The organism is Actinomycetospora sp. CA-101289 (assembly GCF_050955895.1).
Taxonomy (GTDB): Bacteria; Actinomycetota; Actinomycetes; order Mycobacteriales; family Pseudonocardiaceae; genus Actinomycetospora.
Window position 1 is genome coordinate 3,650,558 of sequence record NZ_CP192093.1, and the last position, 25,233, is coordinate 3,675,790.

The 25,233-nt window shown below is 76.1% G+C and carries 22 protein-coding genes; 1 reads left to right on the forward strand and 21 read right to left on the reverse strand.

The window, feature by feature from the left end:
• Positions 1–10 precede the first annotated feature (10 nt).
• From wag31 to ACQPX6_RS18270, 20 genes are all read right to left on the reverse strand, one after another.
• Complete coding sequence (wag31, locus tag ACQPX6_RS18175) at positions 11–949, reverse strand: DivIVA-like cell division protein Wag31 (RefSeq protein ID WP_433781724.1); 939 nt, start codon at positions 947–949, stop codon at positions 11–13.
• 478 nt (positions 950–1,427) lie between these two features.
• A complete protein-coding gene (locus ACQPX6_RS18180) occupies positions 1,428–2,330 on the reverse strand; it encodes a cell division protein SepF (RefSeq protein WP_433781725.1) in 903 nt (300 codons plus the stop codon).
• A gap of 68 nt (positions 2,331–2,398) precedes the next feature.
• Entirely contained in the window at positions 2,399–3,163 is a 765-nt protein-coding gene (locus tag ACQPX6_RS18185; protein WP_433781726.1) for a YggS family pyridoxal phosphate-dependent enzyme, read from the reverse strand.
• Positions 3,160–3,927, reverse strand: coding sequence for a peptidoglycan editing factor PgeF (gene pgeF / locus ACQPX6_RS18190; protein WP_433781727.1), 768 nt, complete (start codon positions 3,925–3,927; stop codon positions 3,160–3,162). Before pgeF ends, ACQPX6_RS18185 begins: the two co-directional genes overlap by 4 nt.
• Positions 3,928–3,967: 40 nt before the next feature.
• Entirely contained in the window at positions 3,968–5,257 is a 1,290-nt protein-coding gene (gene ftsZ, locus ACQPX6_RS18195) for a cell division protein FtsZ (protein WP_433781728.1), read from the reverse strand.
• Between the two features lie 280 nt (positions 5,258–5,537).
• Positions 5,538–6,422 (reverse strand): cell division protein FtsQ/DivIB, encoded by an 885-nt coding sequence (locus tag ACQPX6_RS18200; protein WP_433781729.1) that lies wholly within the window; start codon positions 6,420–6,422, stop codon positions 5,538–5,540.
• A complete protein-coding gene (gene murC, locus ACQPX6_RS18205; protein ID WP_433781731.1) occupies positions 6,419–7,975 on the reverse strand; it encodes a UDP-N-acetylmuramate--L-alanine ligase in 1,557 nt (518 codons plus the stop codon). The genes ACQPX6_RS18200 and murC overlap by 4 nt, the downstream gene beginning before the upstream one ends.
• Positions 7,972–9,111, reverse strand: coding sequence for an undecaprenyldiphospho-muramoylpentapeptide beta-N-acetylglucosaminyltransferase (gene murG / locus ACQPX6_RS18210; RefSeq protein ID WP_433781732.1), 1,140 nt, complete (start codon positions 9,109–9,111; stop codon positions 7,972–7,974). Before murG ends, murC begins: the two co-directional genes overlap by 4 nt.
• Before the next feature lie 19 nt (positions 9,112–9,130).
• Positions 9,131–10,498, reverse strand: a complete 1,368-nt coding sequence (ftsW, locus tag ACQPX6_RS18215) for a putative lipid II flippase FtsW (RefSeq protein ID WP_433781734.1) — start codon at positions 10,496–10,498, stop codon at positions 9,131–9,133.
• Positions 10,495–11,946 carry a UDP-N-acetylmuramoyl-L-alanine--D-glutamate ligase gene (murD, locus tag ACQPX6_RS18220; RefSeq protein WP_433781735.1) on the reverse strand — a complete coding sequence of 484 codons (1,452 nt, stop codon included), beginning with the start codon at positions 11,944–11,946 and terminating at the stop codon, positions 10,495–10,497. Before murD ends, ftsW begins: the two co-directional genes overlap by 4 nt.
• Positions 11,939–13,006 (reverse strand): phospho-N-acetylmuramoyl-pentapeptide-transferase, encoded by a 1,068-nt coding sequence (gene mraY / locus ACQPX6_RS18225; protein ID WP_433781737.1) that lies wholly within the window; start codon positions 13,004–13,006, stop codon positions 11,939–11,941. Before mraY ends, murD begins: the two co-directional genes overlap by 8 nt.
• Complete coding sequence (locus tag ACQPX6_RS18230; protein WP_433781738.1) at positions 13,003–14,448, reverse strand: UDP-N-acetylmuramoyl-tripeptide--D-alanyl-D-alanine ligase; 1,446 nt, start codon at positions 14,446–14,448, stop codon at positions 13,003–13,005. The genes mraY and ACQPX6_RS18230 overlap by 4 nt, the downstream gene beginning before the upstream one ends.
• Positions 14,445–15,950 (reverse strand): UDP-N-acetylmuramoyl-L-alanyl-D-glutamate--2,6-diaminopimelate ligase, encoded by a 1,506-nt coding sequence (locus tag ACQPX6_RS18235; protein ID WP_433788297.1) that lies wholly within the window; start codon positions 15,948–15,950, stop codon positions 14,445–14,447. Before ACQPX6_RS18235 ends, ACQPX6_RS18230 begins: the two co-directional genes overlap by 4 nt.
• Before the next feature lie 219 nt (positions 15,951–16,169).
• Entirely contained in the window at positions 16,170–18,086 is a 1,917-nt protein-coding gene (locus ACQPX6_RS18240) for a peptidoglycan D,D-transpeptidase FtsI family protein (RefSeq protein WP_433781739.1), read from the reverse strand.
• Positions 18,086–18,754: a hypothetical protein gene (locus ACQPX6_RS18245; RefSeq protein WP_433781740.1), complete on the reverse strand. Its 669-nt coding sequence runs from the start codon at positions 18,752–18,754 to the stop codon at positions 18,086–18,088. The genes ACQPX6_RS18240 and ACQPX6_RS18245 overlap by 1 nt, the downstream gene beginning before the upstream one ends.
• Positions 18,751–19,743 (reverse strand): 16S rRNA (cytosine(1402)-N(4))-methyltransferase RsmH, encoded by a 993-nt coding sequence (gene rsmH, locus ACQPX6_RS18250; RefSeq protein ID WP_433781741.1) that lies wholly within the window; start codon positions 19,741–19,743, stop codon positions 18,751–18,753. The genes ACQPX6_RS18245 and rsmH overlap by 4 nt, the downstream gene beginning before the upstream one ends.
• A 207-nt stretch (positions 19,744–19,950) precedes the next feature.
• Positions 19,951–20,382 carry a division/cell wall cluster transcriptional repressor MraZ gene (mraZ, locus tag ACQPX6_RS18255; RefSeq protein ID WP_433788298.1) on the reverse strand — a complete coding sequence of 144 codons (432 nt, stop codon included), beginning with the start codon at positions 20,380–20,382 and terminating at the stop codon, positions 19,951–19,953.
• 696 nt (positions 20,383–21,078) lie between these two features.
• On the reverse strand, positions 21,079–21,477 hold the full coding sequence (locus ACQPX6_RS18260) for a DUF3040 domain-containing protein (RefSeq protein ID WP_433781743.1): 399 nt from the start codon (positions 21,475–21,477) through the stop codon (positions 21,079–21,081).
• Positions 21,478–21,610: 133 nt separating this feature from the next.
• Positions 21,611–22,933, reverse strand: coding sequence for a DNA polymerase IV (dinB, locus tag ACQPX6_RS18265; protein WP_433788299.1), 1,323 nt, complete (start codon positions 22,931–22,933; stop codon positions 21,611–21,613).
• Positions 22,930–23,682 carry a class I SAM-dependent methyltransferase gene (locus tag ACQPX6_RS18270; protein ID WP_433781745.1) on the reverse strand — a complete coding sequence of 251 codons (753 nt, stop codon included), beginning with the start codon at positions 23,680–23,682 and terminating at the stop codon, positions 22,930–22,932. Before ACQPX6_RS18270 ends, dinB begins: the two co-directional genes overlap by 4 nt.
• Positions 23,683–23,801: 119 nt before the next feature.
• Between ACQPX6_RS18270 and ACQPX6_RS18275 the strand changes: the two genes are divergently transcribed.
• The gene (locus ACQPX6_RS18275; protein ID WP_433781746.1) at positions 23,802–24,641 is read left to right on the forward strand and encodes a ParA family protein; all 840 of its coding nucleotides are present in this window, start codon (positions 23,802–23,804) and stop codon (positions 24,639–24,641) included.
• A 15-nt stretch (positions 24,642–24,656) separates the two neighbouring features.
• Here ACQPX6_RS18275 and ACQPX6_RS18280 read toward each other — a convergent pair whose 3' ends face one another.
• Positions 24,657–25,208 carry an SAV_6107 family HEPN domain-containing protein gene (locus tag ACQPX6_RS18280; protein ID WP_433781748.1) on the reverse strand — a complete coding sequence of 184 codons (552 nt, stop codon included), beginning with the start codon at positions 25,206–25,208 and terminating at the stop codon, positions 24,657–24,659.
• Between the last annotated feature and the right edge of the window lie 25 nt (positions 25,209–25,233).

Here is a 25,233-nt window from a genome sequence, read left to right on the forward strand (position 1 = left end):
GCGGCGTCCGTCAGCTGCCGGCTTCGGCGCGCGAGCCGTAGCCGCTGGTCGCGTAGCCACCACCGCTGCCGTTGCGCCCGTTGTCCGACGGCGCGGCCGAGCCACGGCCCTCGAGGTCGCGGAGCTGCGACTCGAGGTACGTCTTCAGCCGGGTGCGGTACTCGCGCTCGAAGGTGCGCAGCTCGTCGATCTTCTTCTCGAGCCCGCCCTTCTGCTGCTCGATGAGGCTGATCGTCTCGTTGTGCTTGCGCTGGGCGTCGCGCTCGAGGGTGGAGGCCTTGTCACGGGCCTGCCGCTCGAGGGTCTCGGCGCGCGTCCGCGCGTCGTTCAGCATCGTCTCGGCGCGCGTGCGGGCCTCGTTGACCATGCTGTCGGACTTGGTGCGCGCCTCGGAGAGCAGCTGCTCGGACTTGGTGCGCGCGTCCGTCAGCATGCCGTCGGCCTCGGACTTGGCCTCGGCGGTGAGCCGGTCGGCCATCTCCTGCGCGAGGCCGAGGACCTTCGCGGCCTGCACGTGGTGGTCGCCGCCGTTGGCGCCGCCACCCTGGCCCTGCTCGGAGACCCCGAACGGCGGCGGCACGACGGCCTGCTGCGTCTGGGTCATCTGCGGCTGGGGCTGCTGCGGCGGCATCGGCTGCTGCACGGTGCGCGGGGCGTCCTCGACGGGCCGGCTCGGCGGCGGCGCCGAGACCTGCGTCGCGGGGCCGGAGCCCTGACTCTGCGCGGCAGCCTTGCTGCGCGCGTCGTCGAGGTCGGCGTGCGCCGTCGAGAGCTGCTGCTCGAGCTGCTCGACCTGCTCGCGGAGGTCGTTGTTCTCCTCCAGCAGGCGACCGAGCTCGGCTTCGACGAGGTCGAGGAACGCGTCGACCTCGTCCTCGTTGTAGCCCCTCTTACCGATCGGCGGCTTGCTGAACGCGACGTTGTGAACGTCGGCAGGGGTCAGCGGCATCGGATCTCCTCAAGCACTCCTCGGCTGCGGAACCCCAGGTACCTCGGGCTCTTCGAGCTCCGCCACCCGCAGAGTACGACCTCTGCGAGCGACAGAACCATAATGGACGGGTCCAGTGACGCGCTCCCCTCGACGCCCGAATGGTGACGCAGCGCCACATCCGGGCCTCGGGAAACCCACAGACCTACCGACCGTCGAGCCACACGGCGATCCGCCGGACGGGTCGTGACGGTCCGTGTCGCTCTACGTGCGGTGACAGGAGGGGATCCGGGGCTCGCCGGACCCTCGACACGCGCCACGGCACGTTCGGCGCACGGGGAGGGCCATCCGGCGCGCCGCAGCACGCATCGCCCGATCGGCCGCGTGGCGGAGCGTCGACGGGCCTTCTCGGACACCCCGCGTCCTCGCCCTCGTCCGAGCGAGCGCGCTGCGACACCCGGACGCCGGGCCACCACCGTACGGCCGTCCGGGACGCGCGTCAGGAGGTCTGGGCGAAGTTCTTCTCGGCCAGCTTCCGCCGGTCGTCGGCAGAGACCTCGACGTTCGGCGGTGAGAGCAGGAACACGCGGTTCGTGACCTTCTCGATGGAGCCGCGCAGGGCGAAGGCGAGCCCGGCGGCGAAGTCGACGAGGCGCTTGGCCCCCACGTCGTCCATCTCGGTCAAGTTCATGATCACCGGAATGCCGTCGCGGTAGCGCTCGCCGATCAGCCGCGCCTCGTTGTAGCTCTTCGGCTGCAGCGAGGTGATCTCGGCCGGCGCGCTCACCGGGTCGGGCTCGGGCGCGGCCTTCGGGGCGGTGGCGGGCGCGGCCGGGGCCGCGGTCGGCAGCGAGGACACCGAGGGGGCGGACGAGCCCGTGGACCCGCCAGCGCCCGACCCCGAGGACGCCGTGCTCGACAGCGACGGCGGCGTGCGCGGGGTGGTCGGGCGCACGGAGGTGTGGCTCGGCCCGGTGTTGGCCGCCCAGCTGCGGCCGCGGCCGGCGCGCGGCACGGTCTCGGTGGCGGGCTCGTCGTCGCGGCGGATCTCGGTGACCTCCGGGTCGCGCGGGCGCGGCGTGCGCCGGTCCCGGGGATCGTCGTAACGGTCGTGGCGGTCGCCACGGTCGTCGGTGCGCTCGTCGCTGCCGTACCGGCCACGCCGCTCGTCGGCGTCCCGCGTGTCGCGGGAGTCCCGGGCCGCCTCGTAGCGGTCCTGGCGACCCTCGTAGCGGCTCTCGTACCGGTCGTCGTACCGGTCGTAGCGGTAGCGGTCCGAGGAGTGCCGGTCGGCCGGGTGCCGGTCGCGCGCCTCGTAACGGTCGTCGTACCCGTCGTAGGAGTCCAGTTCGTCGGCCGGGACCATGCCGAAGTACGCCTTCACCCGGTGCAGAGTGGTCATGGCCTTCTCCCTGTCCGACGGTGGACCTCCGCACCATGCGGCACGTGAGTCACATCCGTGTCGTTCACTCACACGGAAGGTAGCCACCGCCGGCCCAGCAACGCCGTTCCGACACGCACGACCGTCGAGCCGTGTGCGACGGCCGCCTCGAGATCTCCGGACATGCCCGCCGACAGTGTCGTGGCGTGCGGGTGCGCGGCGCGTACCCCCGCCGCGACCTCCCACACCGTGGCGAAGGCCTCCTCCGGCGCGACGCCCTGCGGCGCCACCGTCATCACCCCGCCGAGGTGCAGATGGGCGCACCCGGCGACGCGGTCGGCCAGCGCGGGCACCTCGTCGACCGGGGCGCCGCCGCGGTCGGGGTCGGCGTCGACGCTCACCTGGAGCAGGACCGCGAGCGGGTCGGTGCGCTCCCCCGTGTCGACCGCCTTCGCGACGGCGGACTCCAACGCGTCGACCAGCCGTGCCGAGTCGACCGAGTCGACGGCGTGGGCCCAGCGCGCCAGCGAGCGCGCCTTGTTGCGCTGCAGGCGGCCGACGACGTGCCAGCGCGCCGGCACGTCGGGGCGCAGCGTCGCGAGCTCGGCGGCCTTGGCGGCGCCCTCCTGCTCCTTGTTCTCCCCGAAGGCGGTGAGCCCGAGGTCGGTGAGCAGGGCGACGTCGGCGGCGGGCCAGGTCTTGGTCACCGCGAGCAGGTCGACCTCGGCGGGGTCGCGGTCCGCGGCGCGGGCGGCGTCGGCCACGCGGGCACGCACCTCGGCGAGGGCCTCGGCCAGCTCGTCGCGGCGCGCGTCGGGGCCGGTCCGGTCGTGCTCCTCCTCGTGGGCCGTCACGGCCGGGCGTACTCCCACCACGTCACCGCGGCGAGGCGCCCGGTGGGCTGCGCGCGGCGGTGGCTGAAGAGCTGGTCGTCCTCGAAGGTGCACCGGCCGTCGGCGTCGACGCGGCTGAGCCCGAGGCCGATCAGCTGGCGGCGCAGCCCCGCCCGCAGGTCCAGCCCCGGGGTGCCGACGCGCGTGGTGGACGCGCTGCCGGGCAGCCGGGCCTCCACCTCGTCGCGCATCGCCGCCGGCACCTCGTAACAGAGCCCGCACACCGAGGGCCCGAGCAGCGCCTCGACGCGGGCCGGCTCGGCGCCCAGCTCCGTCATCGCCTCGAGCGTGCGGGGCAGGACACCATCGGCGGCGCCGCGCCGGCCCGCGTGGGCCGCCGCGACGACGCCGGCGTGGGGGTCGGCGAGCAGGACGGGGACGCAGTCGGCGACGACCACGGCCAGCGCGAGCCGGGGACGGTCGGTGACCAGCGCGTCGGCGGTCGGCGTCTCCTGCCCGGGCGACTCGACGACGGCGACGTCGGTGCCGTGCACCTGGTTCATCCACGCGACGCGGTCGGGGCCGAGCCCGATGCCCTCACCGAGCCGGCGCCGGTTGGCCGCGACGGCGGCGGGGTCGTCGCCGACGTGGTCGCCGAGGTTGAACGAGGCGTAGGGGGGCGCCGACCGCCCGCCGGCCCGCGTGGTCAGGACACGGCGGATGCGGGCGATCGGACGTCCCTCGTGCGGAACACCGGCAGCGGTCTCGCTGGGGGCAGGAGCCACTCCGACGGTCCGGCTCCGCTCCGCTGCGCGTCCCACGCCCTCAGCGTCTCATGAACGACGGGACGTCCACGTCGTCGTCGTCCCCGCTGCGGGCCGCGGGCGTCTCCTTGGTCGGCGCCGAGGCGCCGGACCCGTTGTCGCCGGCCGGCGGCGCCGCGGCGGCCGGGGCGGCCGGGGTCGACGGGGCGGACGGGCGGTCCACCGACGCCCGGTCGACCGCGGGGGCCTGGGGCACCGTCGGCGCCGCCGACACCGCGGGCGTGGGGCCGCCGACGTTCGCGGTGCCGTTGGCGGGCCGCTGGACCTGCCCGGCCTGGGCCGCGACCGTCGAGCTCGCCGACGTCGAGGCCAGGGCCTGGGGCTCGAGCTTCTTGTGGGTCGGCGAGCCGGAGTCGAAGCCCGCGGCGATGACGGTCACGCGGACCTCGTCGCCCAGCGAGTCGTCGATGACCGTCCCGAAGATGATGTTGGCCTCGGGGTGCGCGGCCTCCTGGACCAGCGACGCCGACTCGTTGATCTCGAACAGGCCGAGGTCCGAGCCGCCGGCGATCGAGAGCAGCACGCCGTACGCGCCGTCCATGCTCGCCTCGAGCAGGGGCGAGTTGATGGCCTTGCCCGCCGCCTCGACCGCGCGGTTCTCACCGCGCGCGGCGCCGATGCCCATCAGCGCGCTGCCCGCCCCGGACATGACGCTCTTGACGTCGGCGAAGTCGAGGTTGATCAGGCCGGGCGTGGTGATGAGGTCGGTGATGCCCTGGACACCGGAGAGCAGCACCTCGTCGGCGCTGCGGAAGGCGTCCATCAGGCTCAGGCCCACGTCGCCCAGCTGGAGCAGGCGGTCGTTGGGGATGACGATGAGCGTGTCGCACTCGTTGCGCAGCTCGGTGATGCCGTTCTCGGCCTGCGTCGCGCGGCGCTTGCCCTCGAAGTTGAACGGGCGGGTGACGACGCCGATGGTCAGGGCGCCGAGCTTGCGGGCGATGCCCGCGACGACCGGCGCGCCGCCGGTGCCCGTGCCGCCGCCCTCGCCGGCGGTCACGAAGACCATGTCGGCCCCCTTGAGGACCTCCTCGATCTCCTCGCGGTGGTCCTCGGCGGCGCGGCGGCCCACGTCGGGGGCCGCGCCGGCGCCGAGGCCGCGGGTGAGCTCGCGGCCGACGTCGAGCTTCACGTCGGCGTCGGACATGAGGAGGGCCTGGGCGTCGGTGTTCACCGCGATGAACTCGACCCCCTTGAGGCCGACCTCGATCATGCGGTTGACGGCGTTGACGCCGCCGCCACCGATGCCGACCACCTTGATCACGGCGAGGTAGTTGTGCGGGGGCGTCATGGATCCGCCTTTCGAGCTGGGGCTGGCGACGGTCGTCGTCCGGGTCCGGCGTGTCGCAACCCTCGACCTCACGTAGAGGTGTACGGTGAGGGACTGCTATCGACACGCGCACGGTAGGCAGTCGCGGTACGGCATTTCCACGAGGCGCGCCGGGCGTGTCCCCACCACACGACACCCACTCGGCGGACGGTCGTCACGCAGGCGCCGACCCTCGATCAGCACTCGAGGGTTCGGGCGAGCAGCGGTTGTTCCGAGCGGGCGGGCGCGCGCGGGGCGTCGCTCAGCGGACGACGGCGAGGTCCGGGGTCGAGACGTCGTACACCGAGCCCGGGCGGGTCAGCAGCGCGGCGAGCACGGCGGCCTTGCGCTCGTTGTCGGTGTCGGCGCCCCAGCGGACCTCGCGCGAGCCCGAGAGCACGAACGAGACGTCGAAGCGCCCGTTCGCCCGCACCTCCAGGACGTCCGCGCGCAGGGTCGCGGGCAGGGCGACGACGACGTCGGCGGCGGCGCGGGTCCCCGCCTCGTCCGGCGACGGGAGCACGCCGGGCGGCAGGGTCAGCGTGGGCACGCCCGCCGGGCGCTCGGGCAGCGTCCGGTAGCCGAACCCGGTGGCGTCGACCAGCAGGACGCCGCCCGGGGCCGGCGCGGCGAGCACCGGTTCGCGCTCAGCGACCGTGACCACGAGGGTGCCGGGCCAGTCGCGGGACACGTCGACGGCGGCGATGCGCGGGAGCGTGCGCACCCGTTCGGCCACCTCGTCCCCGTCGAGCCAGAGCAGCGAGGTGCCCGCGCCGACGCCGGCCGCGGTGCGGATCGGCTCGACCTGGTCGGGGGCGGCGCCGACGACCGCGACGTCGCGGACGTCGAGCAGCGGGGAGAACACCGTGAGCCAGACCAGGGCCGCGACGACGAGGACGCCGGCGGCGAGCCCGATCCACAGCGCCCGGCGCCGGCGTCCGGGACCCGGGCGCGTGACCCGGGCGGTGCGCCGAGCCCGGCCCGGCGAGCCCGCGGCGGCGCCCTCGGGGCGCGCGCCCGCACCGCCGGCGGGGCGGCCGCGCCGGTCGCGCTCGGGGCGCCCGGCCCGGTCGGCCTGCGCGCGGCCCGCCCGTCCCGACCGGCCCGCCCGCGCGGGGCGTCCGGTGGGCCGGGCGGGGCCGGTCACCGCGGGTCGGTCCCCACGGCACCCGGGCCGTCGGGCCCGGTGTGCTCGGCGTGCTCGGCGCGGCGCTCGAGCTCGGAGAGCACCTCGGGGCCGAGCACGGTGATGTCGCCCGCCCCCATGGTCACGACGAGGTCGCCCGGGCGCGCGAGGTCCGCGAGCAGCGCCGGGACCTGGCCCCACGAGGGCTCGTAGTGCACGTGCTCGGCGGGCAGGGTCAGCTGGCGGGCGATGAGCTCGCCGTTGACGCCGGGCTCGGGCTGCTCGCGGGCGCCGTAGACGTCGAGCACCACGACCTCGTCGGCCAGCGACAGCGCGGCGCCGAACTCGGCGGCGAAGTCGCGGGTGCGCGAGTACAGGTGCGGCTGGAACGCCACGATCAGGCGCCCGGACCCGCCCAGTACCGGGCGGGCGGCGCGCAGCTGGGCGGCGACCTTGGTGGGCGCGTGGGCGTAGTCGTCGTAGACCCGCACGCCGGCGGCCGTCCCGCGGTACTCGAAGCGCCGGCGCACCCCGTCGAACCCCGCGAGCCCGCCGAGCAGCCCGTCGAGCGGGGCGCCGAGGTCGAGGCCCGCGAGCAGGGCCCCGCAGGCGTTGAGGGCCTGGTGCTCGCCGGGCACGCCGAGGCGCAGCTCGAGCTCCTGACCGGCGACGTGCAGGCGCAGCACGCCGGTGGAGCCCTCGGCGCGGTAGTCGAGCACGCGCGCGTCGTCGGGGCCCTCGGCGGCGCGGCCGTAGCGGCGCACGCGGATCCCGGCCCGCTCGGCGCGGTCGCCCAGGGCGGCGGCGCCGAGGTCGTCGGCGCAGACCACGAGCGCTCCCCCGGCCTCGATGCGCGCGGCGAAGGCGTCGAACACCGCGACGTAGGCCTCGACGGTGCCGTGGTGGTCGAGGTGGTCGGGCTCGACGTTGGTCACGATCGCCACGGCCGGCGAGTAGGCGAGGAACGAGCCGTCGCTCTCGTCGGCCTCGGCCACGAAGACGTCGCCGAGGCCGTGGTGGGCGCTCGACCCCGAGGCCAGCAGGTCGCCACCGATCATGAACGACGGGTCCGTGCCGCAGGCCTGCAGGGCCACGACCAGCATCGACGTGGTCGACGTCTTGCCGGCGCTGCCCGAGACGCAGGCGGCGCGGTGGTCGGCCATGAGCTCGGCGAGCACCGACGAGCGGTGCAGCACCGGGATGCCGCGGGCAGCCGCCTCGAGCAGCTCGGGGTTGTCCGGGTCGGCCTGGTGCACAGCCTTCGTGGTGACGAGGCAGGTCGGGCCGCCGGGCAGCAGGTCGAGGTTGTGCGCGTCGTGGCCGACGGCGACCTCGGCCCCCAGCGTGCGCAGCGCGAGCACCGCGCGGGAGTCCTTCGCGTCGGACCCGGAGACCATCGCCCCGCGCGCGAGCAGGATGCGGGCGATCCCGCTCATCGCCGCGCCGCCGGCCCCGATGAAGTGCACCCGGGACAGCAGCCGTGGCAGGGGCGGCACGCCGGTGTCGGTGCCGGTGTCGATGGTCCGGCTCCGCTGCGCTTCGCGTCCCGCCTGCTCCTCGGTCTGCTGCGTCATCCCTCGGTCCTCCCCGTCGCGCCCGCCGTGCGCGCGCCGGCTCCCGCCGCCGCCTCCAGCACGATCCGCGCCAGTGTCTCGTCCGCCCCCGCGTGGCCCGAACGCCGGGCCGCCGCGGCCGTGGCGGCCAGCTGATCGGGGTCGCCGACGAGGTCGGTGACCAGCGTCGCGACCCGCTCGCCGGTGAGGTCGGCGTCGCGGACCAGCACCCCGCCGCCGGCGTCGACCACCGGCCGGGCGTTGAGCTCCTGCTCGCCGTTGCCGTGCGGCAGCGGCACGTACACCGCGGGCAGCCCCACCGTGGACACCTCGGCGACGGTCATCGCACCGGCGCGGCACAGCGCGACGTCGGCCGCGGCGTACGCCAGGTCCATGCGCTCGAGGTAGGGCACCGGCACGTAGCCGGGGGCCTCGACCCCGGTGATCCCTTCGGCTGGCGCGTTCTTCGGCCCGTGGGCGTGGAGCACCCACACCCCGGCCGCCGTGAGCGCCGGGACCGCGGCGGACACGGCCTCGTTGAGCGAGCGCGCGCCCTGGGAGCCGCCGAACACCAGCAGCACGGGGGCCTGCGGGTCGAGCCCGAAGTGCTCGCGCGCCTCCGCCCGCAGCCCCGCGCGGTCGAGCTCGGTGATCTGGCGGCGCAGCGGGATGCCGATGACCTCGGCCCCGGCCAGCCCGCTGCCCGGGACGGCGGCCAGCACGTCGCGGGCGAAGCGGGCGCCCACCTTGTTGGCCACCCCGGCGCGGGCGTTGGCCTCGTGGACGACGATCGGCAGGCGCAGCGACGCCGCCGCCAGGTAGGCGGGCAGCGCCACGTAGCCGCCGAACCCGACCACCACGTCGGCGCCGACCTCGCGCAGCACCTTCCGCGTGCGGTGCACCGAGCGCACGACGCGGTAGGGCAGCTTCGCGAGGTCCAGGTTGGGCTTGCGGGGCAGCGGCACCGGCGGGATCAGCTCGAGCGGGTAGCCGCGGGCCGGGATGAGGCGGGTGTCCAGGCCCCGCTCGGTGCCCAGCGCCGTGACGCGGGCGTCCGGGCGCATCCGGCGCACCGCGTCAGCGGTGGCCAGGGCGGGCTCGACGTGACCGGCGCTGCCGCCGCCGGCCACCACCACCGAGGGCGTGTCGTCGGTCATGCCCCCATCCTCCGGGGGCTCACCGGCCGCGTCCCCGGGGGGTGGGGCGGTCGGGCCCGGCGGACCGGTGGGGTGGGCTCGAGCGGACAGGACGGTCCGGCCGGTCGGTCGCCGCCGCGCGCGGCAGCGACGGCTCGGGCAGGCGCAGGGCCCGGGCGAGACGGCCCTGCCCGTGGGCGCGCAGCGCGGCGGCGGCGTCGGGCTCGTGGCGCGCGAAGTTCGCCAGCAGGCCGCCCGAGAGCAGCGCGAGCGCCAGCGACGTGCCGCCGGAGGACACCAGCGGCAGCGGGATGCCGGTGACGGGCAGCAGGCCGACGACGTAGCCGATGTTGATGCAGGCCTGCGCCACCAGCCACACGGTGAGCGTGGCCGCGACGACCCGCATCCAGGGGTCGGTGCTGCGGGCGGCGATGCGCAGGCCCACGTAGGCCAGCGTCGCGAACAGCGCGATCACCGCGCCCGCCCCGACGAACCCCAGCTCCTCGCCGATGATCGCGAAGATGAAGTCGTTGTCGGCGTTGGGCAGGTAGTCCCACTTCGCGCGGCCCTGGCCCAGCCCGGCGCCGAACAGGCCGCCGTCGGCGAGCGAGTACAGCGCCTGGCGCGCCTGGTAGGCGGGGCCGAGGGGGTCGGCGGCGTCGGGGTTGAGGAACGCGGTGATGCGGCTCTGCCGGTAGGTGGCGACGACGCCGAGCACCACCGAGGCCACGACGCCGCTGGACACGATGAACGCCATCAGCCCCAGCGGCGCGCACGCGAACCACAGCAGGGCGAACACGATGATCATCAGGGAGATCGTGGTGCCGAGGTCGGGCTGGGCGAGCACGAGCACCAGCACCAGCAGGGCCACCGGCAGCAGCGGCATGAGCGCGGCGCGCCAGGTCCGCGGGTGGGGGCGGTGGCGCACGAGGACGTGCGCGCCCCACAGCCCCAGCGCGATCTTGGTCAGCTCGGAGGGCTGCAGCGAGAGGCCGCCGACGCGGAACCAGCTGCGCGAACCGTTGATCGTCGACCCCAGGCCGGGCACGAGCACGAGCACCAGCAGCACCAGGCAGCCCGCCAGCAGCCACGGGCTCGCGGCGCGCAGGGTGCGCGGCGGGATCTTCAGGCCGAGCCAGAACAGGACCAGGCCGATCACCGCGAACACGGCCTGGCGCGCGAACACCCCGTACGACGACCCGCCCGCGGCGTAGGCCGACACCGCCGACGCCGAGAGCACCATGACCAGCCCGAGCGCGGTGAGCAGCCCGAACACCGCCAGCACGAGGTGCAGCGAGGTCAGCGGGCGCTCGAGCCACTGGTGCAGCGCCCCGCGCAGCGAGGACACCACCCCCGGACGGCCCGAGCGGGCGGGGCGACGGCCCCGGTCCCGCGCGGGCGCGCTCACGTCGTGCCGTCCGTCGTCACCTGGGGGTCGGGAGGCGAGGCGGCCCCGTCCGGCCCGACCCCGCCGGCCACGACGCGCGCCGCCGCGGCGAAGGCGTCACCGCGCGCGGCGTAGTCGCGGAACATGTCCATCGACGCCGCGGCCGGGGCGAGCAGCACGGTGTCGCCCGCGTGCGCCAGCGTCGCGGCCGCCCGGGCCGCGCGCAGCATGCCGTCATCGGTGTCGCTCACGGCGCCATCGTCGCCCCCGCCCACGTCGAGGACGGGGACCTCGGGGGCGTGTCGCGCGAGGGCGTCGCGCACACGGTCCCGGTCGCGGCCCAGCACGACGGCCCCGGCGAGGCGATCGCGGTGCTCGACGACGAGCTCGCCGACATCCGCCCCCTTGAGCAGCCCGCCGGCCACCCACACCACGCGCGGGTGCGCGGCCAGCGACGCGGCGGCGGCGTGCGGGTTGGTCGCCTTGGAGTCGTCGACCCAGCGGACCCCGCCGGCCTCCGCGACGACGGCCCCGCGGTGCGCGCCCGGCGCCACCGCACGCAGCCCCGCGGCCACGGCCTCCGGCGCCACCCCGTGGGCCCGCGCCAGGGCCGCGGCGGCCAGGGCGTTCAGCTCCCCCGGCGGGCCGGGCGGGACGACGTCGGTGGTCGCGGCGAGCGGGACGCCGTCACCGAACGCCCGGTCCACGAGCCACCCGTCGACGATCCCGAGCTGCCCCGCCTCCGGCGCCCCGCGGGTGAAGCCGACGTGCCGCGGGGCGGGCGCGGCGATGAGCAGGGCGGCCGCCTCGCGGTCGTCGAGGCCCCCGACCGCCACGTCGCCGCGCAGCACCCGGGCCTTCGCCGCGCCGTAGGCGGCCATCGAGCCGTGCCAGTCGAGGTGGTCCTCGGCGAGGTTGAGCACCGCGCCGGCGAACGGGCGCACCGACGGCGACCACTCCAGCTGGAAGCTCGACAGCTCCACCGCGAGCACCCGGTGCCCGGCGCGCAGCGCGTCCACGATCGGCAGGCCGATGTTGCCGCAGGCGACGGTGTCCTCCCCCGCCGCCCGCAGGATCGCCTCGAGCATCGTCGTGGTCGTCGTCTTGCCGTTGGTGCCGGTGACCGCGAGCCAGCGCGGCGGCCCGTCCGGGCACACCGCCGGGTCGTCGCCCAGCCACCACGCGAGCTCGGGCTCCCCGACCATCGGCACGCCGGCCTCGCGCGCGGCCAGCGCGAGCGGGGCGTCGGTGCGGAAGCCCGGGCTGGTGACGACGAGGTCGGCCCCGTCCGGGAGCGCGGCCAGCTCCCGGGTGCGGGCCACGGGCCGGTCGCCGAGGGCGTCGAGCTGGGCCTGGTCGCCGTCGGCGACCGTCACCCGCGCCCCGAGGTGGAGCAGCACGTCGACGACCGAGACCCCGGTGCGCCGGGCCCCCGCGACCAGCACGTGGCGGTCGGACCAGCTAGCCACCCGACGCGGCCAGCCACTCGCTGTAGAACAGGCCCAGCCCGAGCGCGCAGCAGATCGCCGCGAGCAGCCAGAACCGGATGATCACCGTCGTCTCGGCCCAGCCGGCGAGCTCGAAGTGGTGGTGGAACGGGGCCATGCGGAACGGTCGCCGTCGGGTCGTGCGGAAGACCGCGACCTGCAGCACCACCGACAGGGCCTCGACGACGAACACGCCGCCGAGCACCACGAGCAGCAGCTCGGTGCGCGTGACCATGCTCAGCCCGGCGAAGAGCCCGCCGAGCGCGAGCGACCCGGTGTCACCCATGAAGATCCTCGCCGGGGCGGCGTTCCACCACAGGAACCCGATGCACGCGCCCATCGCCGCGGCCGCCACGAGCGTGACGTCGAGGGGGTCGCGGACCTGGTAGCAGCCGGCCTCGATCTGCACGCCGCAGGCGTTGCGGAACTGCCAGAACGAGACGATGAGGTACGTCGCCAGCACCATCGCCGACGTCCCCGCCGCGAGGCCGTCGAGCCCGTCGGTGAGGTTCACGGCGTTCGACCAGGCCGTCACCACGAGGTAACAGAAGACGACGAACCCGACCGCGCCGAGGCTGACCACCGCGATGTCGCGGACGAAGGACAGGTTGGGCGACGCCGGGGTCAGCCCCTGCTCGTCGGGGAACTGCAGCGCGAGCACGCCGAAGAGCACGGCGGTGACGAACTGGCCGACCAGCTTCGCGGTCTTGTTCAGGCCCAGGTTGCGCTGTCGTCGGATCTTGATGAAGTCGTCGAGGAAGCCGACGACCCCCAGCGACGTCATCAGCATCAGCACCAGCAGGCCGGACGCGGAGATCGCGACATCGCCGACGAGGTGGGCCACGAGGTAGCCGGCCCACACCGCGGTGAGGATCGCGACGCCGCCCATGGTGGGAGTGCCGCGCTTGCCGCGGTGGCTCTGCGGCCCCTCCTCGCGGATCTCCTGGCCGAACCCCTGCTTGATGAACAGCCGGATCACGTACGGGGTCAGCAGGATCGACACGGCCAGCGCGACCCCCGCCGCGACCAGCACGCCCCTCATCGGGCCCCTGTCCCGTGCACGAGCGTCTCGGCCACCCGCTCGAGGCCGGCCGCCCGCGACGCCTTGATCAGCACCACGTCACCGGGCCCGACCCGCTCGGCCACCGCGACGGCGGCCGCCGCGGCGTCGGGCACGAGCTGGGCGTCGACGCCGGCCTGGGCCGCCGCCGCGTGCAGCCGCGCCACCGCGTCGTCGTCACCCACCACGACGAGCCGGTCGACGCCGGTGCGCGCGACCTCCCGCCCGATCTCGGTGTGGGCCTCGGGGGCGTCGTCGCCGAGCTCGGCCATGACGCCGAGGACCGCGGTGTGCCGCCCGCCCATCGCGCCCAGGGTGGCGAGCGCGGCGCGCATCGACTCCGGGTTCGCGTTGTAGGCGTCGTTGAGCACGCGGACCCCGTCGGGCCGCTCGGTGAGCTCCATGCGCCAGCGCGAGCGCGGCGCGGCGGAGCCCAGGCGGGCCGCGATCGTGGCGACGTCGAGCCCGGCCTCGAGCGCGACCGCGGCGGCGGCCAGGGCGTTGTCGACGTGGTGGGCGCCGTGGAGCCCGAGCGTCACCGCGGCCTCGCCGGCCGGCGTGATCAGCCGGAACGACGCGCGCCCGGCGTCGTCGAGCACGACGTCGGCGGCCCGCACCTGCGCCTCGGGCGCCCGGCCGGCGTGCACCACGCGGGCGTCGGTGCGCTGCGACATCGCGGCGACCACCGGGTCGTCGGCGCCGAGGACGGCCACACCGTCGGCCGGCAGCGCCTCGACCAGCTCGCCCTTGGCCTGCGCGATCGCCTCGCGGGACCCGAACTCGCCGAGGTGCGCCGAGCCGACGTTGAGCACGACGCCCACCCGCGGCGGGGCGACCCGGCACAGCGCGGCGACGTGGCCCGGCCCGCGGGCGGAGAGCTCGAGGACGAGGTGGCGGGTGGAGCGCGTGGCGCGCAGCGCCGTCCACGGGTGGCCCAGCTCGTTGTTGAACGACCCCGGCGGCGCGACGGTCTCCCCGAGCCCCTCGAGCAGGTGCGCGGTGAGGTCCTTGGTCGACGTCTTGCCCGACGAGCCCGTGATGCCGACGACGAGCAGCCCGTCGGCGACGAGGGTGTCGACGACGTGGCGGGTGAGCGCGGCCAGCGCGGCGAGGACCCCGGCGCCGGCGCCCTCGGTGTCGGCGGCGAGGACGTAGGAGCTCGACACAGCCTGCACGGGCGGGACGATGACGGCCGGCGCGTCGACCTCGCGGGCCGCGAGCACCCCGGCCGCGCCGGAGGCCATCGCGGCGGCCACGAAGTCGTGGCCGTCGACGCGCTCGCCGGGCAGGGCGACGAACAGCCCGCCCGGGGTCACCGCGCGGCTGTCGAACTCGACGGAGCCGGTGACGCGCTCGTCTCCCGTGGCGCCGTGCAGCCGCCCGCCGGTGAGGCGGGCGACGTCGGCGAGGGTCAGGTCGATCACGCGGGTCCGCCCTGGATCGCCCGCGTCAGCTCGTCGACGTCGGAGAACGGGATCTTCTGGTCGCCGACCTGCTGGCCGGTCTCGTGGCCCTTGCCGGCCACGACGACGACGTCGCCGGGACGCGCGGCGGCCACGGCGGCGGCGATCGCGGCGCGGCGGTCGCCGATCTCGCTGACCTCGGCGTCGTCGGCCTGCCGGGCGCCCGCCAGCACCTCCGCGCGGATGGCGGCCGGGTCCTCGCTGCGGGGGTTGTCGTCGGTGACCCACAGGTGGTCCGAGAGCTGGGCGGCCAGGCGGCCCATCACCGGGCGCTTGGCGCGGTCGCGGTCGCCGCCACAGCCCAGCACGGTGAGCAGCCGGCCCTCGGTCTGGGCGCGCAGCGTCTCGAGCAGCGCACCAACGGCGGCCGGCTTGTGCGCGTAGTCGACGACGGCGAGGAAGGGCTGGCCCGCCTCGACACGCTGCATGCGCCCGGGCACGCGGACCTCGGCGAGCCCGCGGACCAGGGCCGCCGGGTCGTGGCCCGCGGCGTGGCCGCAGGCCAGGGCGAGCAGCGCGTTGGTCACGTTGAAGGCGCCGGGCAGCCGCAGCGTCGCGGGCAGCTCCAGGCCGCCGGGGCCGTGGACGGTGAAGCGCTGGGTGCCGTCGGGCAGGGCGACGACGTCGGTGGCCGACCAGTCGGCGTCGGGCGTGCCGACGGTGACCGTGCCCTCGCGGACCAGGCGCAGGCCCCACGGCGAGTCGACGCAGACCACCTCGCGCGCGGCGCGCCCGTCGAAGAGCTGCGCCTTCGCCGCGAAGTAGTCCTCCATGTCGGCGTGGAAGTCGAGGTGCTCGGCGGAGAGGTTGGTGAACGCCCCGACCGCGAACCGGGTGCCGGCGACGCGGCCGAGCGCCAGCGCGTGGCTGGAGACCTCCATGGCCACGTGGGTGGCGCCGTCGTCGGCCATCCGCGCGAGCAGGGCCTGCAGGTCGGGGGCCTCGGGCGTCGTGAAGGCGCTGGGCAGCCGGCGTCCCGCGAGGCGGGTCTCGACGGTGCCGAGCAGCCCAGTGCGCGCGCCGGCGGCGGCCAGCGCGGCCTCGAGCAGGTAGACGGTGGTGGTCTTGCCGCTGGTGCCCGTGACGCCGAGGACGTCGAGGCGCGTGGAGGGGTCGCCGTAGATGCGCGCGGCGGCGGGGCCGAGCGCGGCGCGCGGATCGGCGTGCACGAGCACCGGCACGCCGGCCTCGAGCGCGGCCTCGCGCAGGGTCGCGCGCTCGGCGCCTGTGGGGTCGGTGAGCACGGCCGCGGCGCCGCGGGCCAGGGCGTCGGGGGCGAAGTCGACGCCGTGGGCCCGCACCCCGGGGAGCGCGCCGAACAGGTCGCCCGGGCGGACCTCGTGGGCGCGCAGCGTGGCCCCGGTGACCAGGGCGCTGTCGGGGCCGCGGAGCTCCACGGGGCCGTCGCCGGGCCGCGCCCCCTGGATGCGGGTGATCACCTCGGTGATCGTCACGGGGGTCACGTGGGCGGGCCGCAGGGGCCCGTCGCCGGCGTCACCCGACCCGCTCGCCGCGGCGTCCGGAGGGCCGACGGACACCCCGCTCCGGGTGGCTCCGGTGGCGGTCCCGTCCGAGCTGTCCTCGGTCCTCGGCGGTGCGGCTGGCACGGGGGCGAAGGCTACTCACCGTCTCCGCGGGCCTCGGCAGGCCCTGTGTCCTGCACATCGGCGATCACGGCCGGATCACGGCAGGGTCAGCGGGACGTGGCGCGGCGGCGCGGTCGACACCGGCACGGCCCCGTGCTGGGCGAGGTAGGCCCCGATCTCGTGGAACAGCGGCGCCGCGGAGTCCCCGCCCGGCGGGCGGTCGAGCATCAGCGCGACGACGTAGCGCGGGTCCTGCGCGGGGAACATGCCCGCGAAGGTGATCCAGTAGTTCGACTGGGAGTAGCAGCCGCATCCCGGGTCGACCTGCTGCGCGGTGCCCGTCTTGCCCGCCACCGGGTAGCCGGGGATCGCCGCCTGCGGGCCGGTGCCCCGGTCGGCGCCCCGCCCGTCCTGGGTCACCGACTGCAGCATGTCGCGCAGCGTCCGCGCCGTGTCCGGGCTCATCGCCCGCACGCCCTCGGGCGTCGGCGCCGGGGTGCGCACGCCGTCCGCGCCGACCTCGGCCTCGACCACCCGCGGCGGCACGCGCACGCCGTCGTTGGCCACGGCCTGGTACATGCTCGCCATCTGCAGCGTCGTCATCGACAGGCCCTGGCCGATGGGGAGGTTGCCGAACGTGCTGCCGGACCAGTCCTCGCGCGCCGGCACCGACCCGGGGCTCTCGCCCGGCAGCTCGACGCCGGTGCGGCTGCCGATGCCGAGCGCCTCGAGCATCGCGCCGAAGCGGTCGGGCCCGACGCGCTGGGCGGTCATCAGGGTGCCGACGTTGGACGAGCGCCCGAGCACGCCGTTGAGCGTCATCCGGACCGTCCCGTGCGACCAGGCGTCGCTGATCGTGCGGTCGGCGACGCGGATGTTGCCGGGCACCTCGAGCACGTCCTCGGGGCGGGCGAGGCCCGCCTCGATCGCCGCGGCCATCGTGACGACCTTGTTCACCGAGCCGGGCTCGAACGGCGACGTCACCGACGGGTTGCCCAGTTCCGCGCCCGCGGCGCCGGGGGCCGCCGGGTTGAACGACCCCGAGTTGGCCATCGAGAGGACCTGGCCGGTGTGCGCGTCGAGCACGACCGCGCTGCCGTTGCGGGCGCCGACGCGGGCGGTGTACTCGCGCAGGCGCTGCTCCACCGCGTACTGCAGGTCGGTGTCGAGGGTGAGCACGACGTCGCGGCCGGCCTGGGCAGGCAGCTCGGCGCGCGTGGTGCCGGGGATGACGGCGTCGCTGCCCTCGGCGGTGTCGACGACGCGGAAGCCGTCGGTGCCGGCGAGGGTGGAGTCGAGCGCACTCTCCAGCCCGATCGAGCCGCGGATCTTCGCGCGGTCCATGTTCCAGGACGCGCTGCCGACGACGGTGGCCGCGACCTCGCCCGCCGGGTACTGGCGGGACTCGCGGTCCTCCTCGGCGATCTCGGGGAACGCCTCGCGGACCTGGCGCGCGGCGCCCGGGTCGACGAGCGGCGCCAGCACGACGTAGCTGCGGTCGGCCATCAGCGACGCGAAGATCGGGCCGGGGTCGAGGCCCAGGAGCCGGCCCATGCCCAGGGCGATCGCCGACTTGCGCTGGTCCGGGGTCGGCGTGCCCGGGCGGTCGCGGATCGCGGGGTCGTTCCAGTCCTCGGTGATACGCCGCGGGTTGGCGACGAGCGCCTTGGCCTCGACGCTGAACGCCAGCGGGGTGCCGTAGCGGTCGAGGATCGCGCCGCGCTCGGCGGGCACGACGAGCTTGGTGGTGCGCTGGCGGGCGGCGTCGTCGGACAGCTCCCCCGCGCGCAGGCCCTGCACCTCGACGAGCTTCACCGTGCACAGGACGAGCACGGCCACGAGGATCACGCGCCCGACGCGCAGGCGCCGGCGCGGGTCCGGAGGGCGGGGCGCAGGACGGCGCGCCGGTCCCCGGGGCGGGGGCGGCGGGGGTGACGGGCGGCGGCCGCCGGGGCCGCGGACCCCGGGCGCCCGCGAGGGCGGACGGCTCAGGGTGGCCGCGGTCCGGGGCATCAGGGGGTCACCGGGGTGGCGTCGTCCGCGGTGGCGGCGGAGTCGGGGCTCGTCTCCGTGTCGGTCCCCGCGTCGGGCACCGCGACCAGCTGGTCCTCCGCGGCCGCGGCGCCGGCGGGCGCCGGGGCCGGCTGGCCGTCCGTGGCCGCCTGCGCGCCGGTGTTGGTCGTCGCGGCCGGGGCCGCGGGCGCCGCCGGGGCGGCGGGCGTGACCGGCGGGGCGATAGCCTGGGCCGGCCGCGCGTCGCCGATGACCTGCGTGGACCCGTCGGGCGCCACCAGCAGCACCGCGGGCTCCCCCGCCGGCACCATGCCCTGCGCACGGGCCGCGGCGGCGAGCGCGGGCGCCGACTGGGCGGCCTCGACGTCGCGGTGCAGGCGCTCGCTCTGCTCGGAGAGGTCGCGGGCGACCTGGCGGGCCTCGTCGAGCCGGTAAGAGTCGGCGGCCGCGGCCGTCGAGAGCCAGAGCGTCGCGACGAGCCCGCCGGTGAGCAGCACCATGATCAGCAGGACGAACGGCGCCGTGCCCTTGGCGTCCTCGGCCGGCTTCGTCGTGGTCGTGGGACGCGCGGCGGGACGGGTGCTCGCCGGGCGCCGCGTCGGGACGGCCTCGCGGGCCGGCGCGTGCCGGGTGCGCGTGCGGGGTTCGGTCAGGGTCGCGGTGCTCATGCCGCCCTCTCCCGCACTCGTTCCGCGGCACGCAGCCGCACCGACGCCGCCCTGGGGTTCGCGGCGATCTCGTCCTCGTTCGCCCGTTCCGCGCCGCGGGTCAGCATGCGCAGTTCGGGCTCGTCCTCCGGGCGCACCACCGGCATGTCCGGCGGCGCCTTCGAGCGGCTGTGCTCGGCGAGGACCCGCTTGGTGATGCGGTCCTCCAGCGACTGGTACGACAGGACGACCACCCGGCCGCCGACCGCCAGCGCGCGCACCGCGGCCGGCACGGCCTCGGCCACGGCGTCCAGCTCGCCGTTGACCTCCACCCGCAGCGCCTGGAACGTGCGCTTCGCGGGGTTCCCGCCGGTGCGGCGGGCGGCGGCCGGGATCGCGCCCTCGAGGAGGGCGACGAGCTCCGCGCTGGTGCGCAACGGAGCCCGCCGCCGGGCCCGCACGACGGCCTCGACGATGCGTCGGGCCGCGCGCTCCTCGCCGTAGTCGTGGAGCACCCGGATCAGGTCGCCGGGTGCGTAGGTGTTGAGGACGTCCGCGGCGGTCAGGCCCGTCGACGGGTCCATCCGCATGTCCAGCGGGGCGTCGCGGGCGTAGGAGAAGCCCCGCTCGTCCTCGTCGAGCTGCATCGACGAGACGCCGAGGTCGAACAGGACGCCCTGGACGCTGCGGTAGCCGAGGTCGTCGAGGACGTCGGGCAGCGCGTCGAAGACGGCGTGGACGAAGTGCGTGCGGTCGGCGTAGATGCTGAGCCGCTCGGACGCGAGTCGCAACGCCGCCTGGTCGCGGTCAACACCCACAAGAGTGAGTCGCGAGTGCCGAGAAAGGAGCGCGGCGGAGTGGCCGGCGGCCCCCAGGGTGGCGTCGACGAGCACGGCGTCGCGGTCGGCGAGGGCGGGCTCGAAGAGGGCGAGGACGCGGTCGAGGAGGACCGGGACGTGGCGCGGGCCCTGAGGGGCGTCGGCGGTGTCGTCCGCGTGCTGCTCGTCCACCCGACCCCCCTCCACCGACTCGTCGCCGGGCCGTTGCGGCCCGCCCCGTCCTGCGCAGCCCGATGCCGTCACGTCCCGGCCCGCAGAGCGACGGACCTGGCGCCGGGGAAGGTGCGCCAGGGCGGTCGCCCTGCGGACCGGGGCCTCACGGCACCCGGCAGGCGTCCCGGAGGACGCCCCGTCTGGAGTTGTCGGTGTGCGACGGCGTCAGAAGACGCCGGGCAGCACTTCCTGCTGGGCCTGCGCGTAGCCGGCCTCGTGCTCGTCCTGGTAGCGCGCCCAGGCCTCGCTGTCCCAGATCTCGAGGCGGTTGACCGCCCCGATCACCGTGCAGTCGCGCCCGAGCCCGGCGTAGCGCCGCAGCTCCGCCGCGATCGGGATGCGGCCCTGGGAGTCGGGGCGCTGCTCGTCGGTGCCGGCGAACAGGTAGCGCTGGTACGCGCGCACCCGCTCGTCGGTGAACGGCGCCTCGGCCACCTTGCGGGCCATCTGCTCGAACTCGTCACGGGGGAACACGTAGAGGCAGTGGTCCTGACCCTTCGTGATCATCAACCCCCCCGCGAGCTCGTCCCGGTACTTGGCGGGCAGGGTCAACCGGCCCTTGTCGTCCAATCGCGGGGTGTGGGTGCCGAGGAACACGGCGCCCACCTCCCCGGTGAGGCCCGTCCGCCCCACTGCTCACCACCATACCCCACCGTCCCCCACAACCAAACCGCGCCGCAGGTGTGGAGACCCCCGAATGGGGCAGTTGTCGCTGGTCAGAGCCGGTGGAGCGAAGTGGGGGGAGAGTGGCGGGCGCAGCCCCTCGTGAGCACGTCGACACGCCGCGAGGCGGGAATCGGCCGCTCCCCCACGCCGAGCCCGGGCCGCTGACCTGGGCGGGAGCCGGCGAGTGCGGGCGGGTGGGGGGCGGCGGGCCGTCCCGGGGGGCGGGTGGGGGCGCCGGTGGGGCGGGGTGGGGGTCGGCGTGATCGGGGAGCGTCCACGGTCGCCGAGGAGATCGACACCGACCGCACGGACTCCCTGATCACCCCGCATCCCGTGATCAGCAGGCCCTCGTGGTCGCGGATGAGATCGACATCGACCACCGGTGCCTGCTGATCGCCGCGGGCGCCCGTCTCGGGTGGGGCGCGGTGGGGGTCAGCATGATCAGCAGGCCGAAAGGCACGCCCAGGAGGCCTCGTAGCGACCCTTTCGACCTGCTGATCTCGGGCTCGCGCCCTGTGCGTGCTTGCCGTGCTCCAGCACGGGCAAGCGCGCACGAGCCGGAGGCAAAGCACGACGCGCCGCCGACCAGGAGGTCGGCGGCGCGTCGGGGAAATGCTGGCGGGAGGGCTACTCCTGCTCGAAGCGGCGGCGGAAGCGCTCCTCCATGCGGGAGGTGAAGCGGCTGCGCTCCTTCTCGGTCGGCGCACCGGGGTTCGCACCCTCGGCGGCGGCCTCCTTCTTGCGGGCCCCGAACGACGTGATCGCGAGGACGGCGCCGCTGAACATCACGAGGAAGCCGACGACGCTGATGATGATCCCGACGGTGGCCGTCGACGACATGAACACGACGCCCAGCACCAGCATCACGATGCCGATGACGAAGAGCGCGATGCCCTGGACACGGCGCCGGCGCGACGGGCGCCGGAGCTTGCCTCCCCGAACCGTGGACGCGAACTTCGGGTCCTCGTCGTAGAGAGCGCGCTCGATCTGCTCGAGCAGTCGCTGCTCGTGCTCGGAGAGCGGCATGGTTCTCCTCCGGCACCGGAATGGAATACGCCCGACCAGGGGAGGTCCGGCGGGCATCATCGTGATGGCCCAGGCTCCATCGTACGAGTCCGCCGTCGGTCCCACTACCCGGACCGGCGTGTTGCGCTGCCGATCATCCGTTCGGCTCCGGTGACGACGCCGCGCCGGAGGCACCCCGCTGCGCTCGGTGACCACGACGCGCCGGGTCGGCGGCCTCCACCGGCGATCGGGCGCGGGCCGGATCGCGATCACCGAGCAGGCTCGCCGGGCGCACCGCCGCCACGCCGAACCGCGAACGTGCCTGGTCAGCGGCCCGCTCGGCGTCCGACCACCCGTGCTCGGGCTCGCCGAGCAGGATCTGTTCGGGTGCCCGGTCGGCGGGGACGAGCCCCTCGCCGCGCACGCCGAGCAGGCGCACCGGGGCGAGGTCGCCCAGCGCGTCGAGGAGATCGGTCACGGTGGCGTGGAGATCGCGGGCGAGGTCGGTGGGCGCGGGGAGGGTCCGCGCGCGTGTCACGGTGGTGAAGTCCGCGAACCTGACCTTGAGCGCGACCGTGCGGGCCCGTACCCCGCGCTGGCGCAGCATGCGCGCCGTGCGGTCGGCGAGGCGCAGCAGCTCGCGGCGCAGCGCGGCCGGGTCGACGAGGTCGCGGGCGAAGGTCTCCTCCGCGCCGGCGGACTTCTCGCGGCCGTGCGGATCGACCCGCCGCTCGTCGACCCCGTGCGCGAGGGCGAACAGGTGGGTGGCGTGCGCCTCCCCCACCGCGCGGCGCAGTGTCGTCAGGCCGGCGGCGGCGACGTCGCCGACGGTGGCGATGCCGTGGCTCCCGAGCACCTCCTCGGTGCGCGCGCCGACACCCCACAGCGCGCCGACCGGCAGCGGGTCGAGGAAGGCCCGCACGCCGTCGGCGGGGACGAGGTGCACGCCGTCGGGCTTGGCCACCCGGGACGCGAGCTTGGCCACGAACATCGTCGACGCGACGCCGACCGAGCACGTGACGTCCTCGGCGGCGGCGACCTGCTCGCGGATCAACGCCGCGATCCCCAGCGGCGTGCTGCCCAGGCGCCGCAGCGCGCCCGACACGTCGAGGAACGCCTCGTCGAGGCTCAGCGGCTGCACCAGCGGCGTGACCGACCGGAAGATCCCCATCACCGCGCGGGAGACCTCGGCGTAGGTGGAGAAGTCGGGCGGCAGGAAGACGGCCTGCGGACAGAGGCGGTGCGCCCGCGCCGAGGGCATGGCCGAGCGGACGCCGAAGGCCCGGGCCTCGTAGCTCGCCGAGAGCACCACGCCGCGCTCGGGGCCGCCGCCGACCACCACGGGGCGCCCGCGCAGCTCGGGCCGCGACCGGATCTCCACGGCCGCGTAGAACGCGTCCATGTCGACGTGCAGGATGCCGCAGCCGGCGTCGGCCCCCGCCCTGGACCCGACAGCGGGACGAGACGTCGTGCTCAGGCGGGCCGCCGCGCGAGGACGTGCAGCCGCGAGGCCATGTCGCGCAGCGGCGGCGTACCGGCCGCGATGTCCTCGAGCTCGGCGAGCGCCTCGGGCGGCGTGCCGCCGGGCTCGAGCACCCCGTCGGGCACGAGGTCGGCGAGCACCCGGTGCCCCTGCACCCGCTCGACCGTGAGCTGCCCGTCGGCCTCGACGAGCGTGCGGATCTCCTCGACGTCCATGCGCCGGCGCAGCGGGTCGTCGGGACCCCAGCGGCCCGAGGGGTCGACGAGCACCCGGTGCGCCTCGACGAGACGGCCCGCGACCACCCGGGAGAGCACGGCGGCGAAGCGCCCGGTGACCAGCAGCGACACCGCCGCCCCGGGCGCCGCGGACGCGGCGAGGGCGCGGCACGCCTCGGGCGGGTCGTCGACGTACTCGAGCAGGCCGTGGCCGAGCACGAGGTCGGCCTCCGCGTCGGCGACCGCGTCGGCGAGCGCGTCGACGTCGCCCTGCACCGCGCGGACGCCCTCGGCCACCCCGGCGTCTCGGGCGCGGTTGCGCAGCACCGCGAGGGCGTTGGCGCTGGAGTCGACGACCGTGACCTCGCACCCGTCGGCGGCCAGCGGCACGGCCCACGTCCCGCTGCCGCCCCCGACGTCGAGGACACGGGGCGGCGCGCCACCCCGGCGCGCGCGGGCGGCAGTGATCTCGACCCGCAGCGTGCGCGCGACGACGTCGACCGGGGCGAACGACGGCGCACGGCTCACCGCGACACCGTAGAGCGTGCGGCGGGTGCGCGGGAGCACGGACTCCGTCGCTCTCTCCGTCCGTGTGGGTCCGCCGTCCGGCTCCGGCACGGTGCCCGCCCGGCCGGTACGTTCCCCCCGTGCACGTCACCGCGGTCCTCAGCCTCAAGGGCGGGGTGGGGAAGACGACCGTCGTGCTGGGCCTGGCCGGCTCGGCCCTCAAGGCCGGTCTGCGCACCCTCGTGATCGACCTCGATCCGCAGGGCAACGCGACCACCGCCCTGGAGCCCGAGCCCACCGAGACCACGATCGCGCAGGCGATGGAGCGGCCCTCGGCGGCGATCCTGGCCTCGTCGATCTCGCAGAGCTCGTGGGGCGAGGAGGTCGACGTCCTGGTGGGCTCCGAGGACATCGAGCGCCACAACCACCCCGACCCCACCTCGCAGCGGCTCGGCCGCCTCGCGCAGCTGCTGTCCGCACTCCCCCGCGACGACGACGCCGTGAGCGCGACGGGCCTGGCCAAGTACGACCTGGTGCTCATCGACTGCCCGCCCTCGCTGGGCCAGCTCACCCGCTCCGCGCTCGTCGCGGTGGACCGCGCGGTGCTGGTGACCGAGCCGACGATCTTCGCCGTCTCGGGCGTGCAGCGCGCCTTCGAGGCGGTGCAGGCCGAGCGGGAGCACAACCCGGACCTGCAGCCGCTGGGCGTGCTCATCAACCGCTACCGCACCCGCTCGGCCGAGCACGAGTTCCGGGTGAGCGAGCTGCGCGAGCTGTTCGGGCCCCTGGTGCTCAACGCCCTGCTGCCCGACCGCACCGCCGTGCAGCAGGCGCAGGGCGCCGGCGTGCCCATCCAGCGCTGGGACACCCCGGGCGCCCGGGAGATCTCCAGCCAGTTCGACGCGCTGCTCGGGCGGATCGTGCGGGCGCGCAACACCCGGCCGCACCGCCCGCGGGCCCGCCAGGCGCCCGAGGCCTGAGGACCGGCAGCGGGGTCAGGAGCGCCCCCGTCCCGCCACCGTGCGCGTGACGAGCGCGAGGAACAGGTCGGCCTGGCGGACCATGTCGTCGGCGTCGCGCTGCGACACGCGCCCGCGCACGCCGGCCTCGACCGCCGAGCGCGTGGCCGAGTGGGCCGCGAAGAACGCCGCCCACTCGCCGTACTCCGGCGCCACGGACGCCAGCAGCGTCCAGGCGTCGGTGGGGCGGGACGAGCGCTTCGAGCGGGCCCGCAGGGCGAGCACCGCCGCGGCCGCCCGCAGCGCGCCGAGGTGGGCGGAGCGGAAGCGCTCCGCCGGGTCGCCCTCGGCCTGGGCGGCGCGCAGCTCGTCGCGGGCGGCGCCGAGCAGCTGGACCACGGTGCGCGAGGGCGGCGGCGCCGGCGGGGCGGGCGGGGCCGCGCCGCGCGGTGTGGCCCCGCGCGTGGCCGACCTCCGGGCGGCCGGCACGTGCCGGGCGGCGTCGCGGGCGTCATCGGCGCGGGACGGGCCGGCCGGCTCGACGGGCGTGGTGTCGAACAGTCCGGGCATGGCGAGGGCACTGGTCACGGTGATCTCTCCTCGGGTCGCGTCA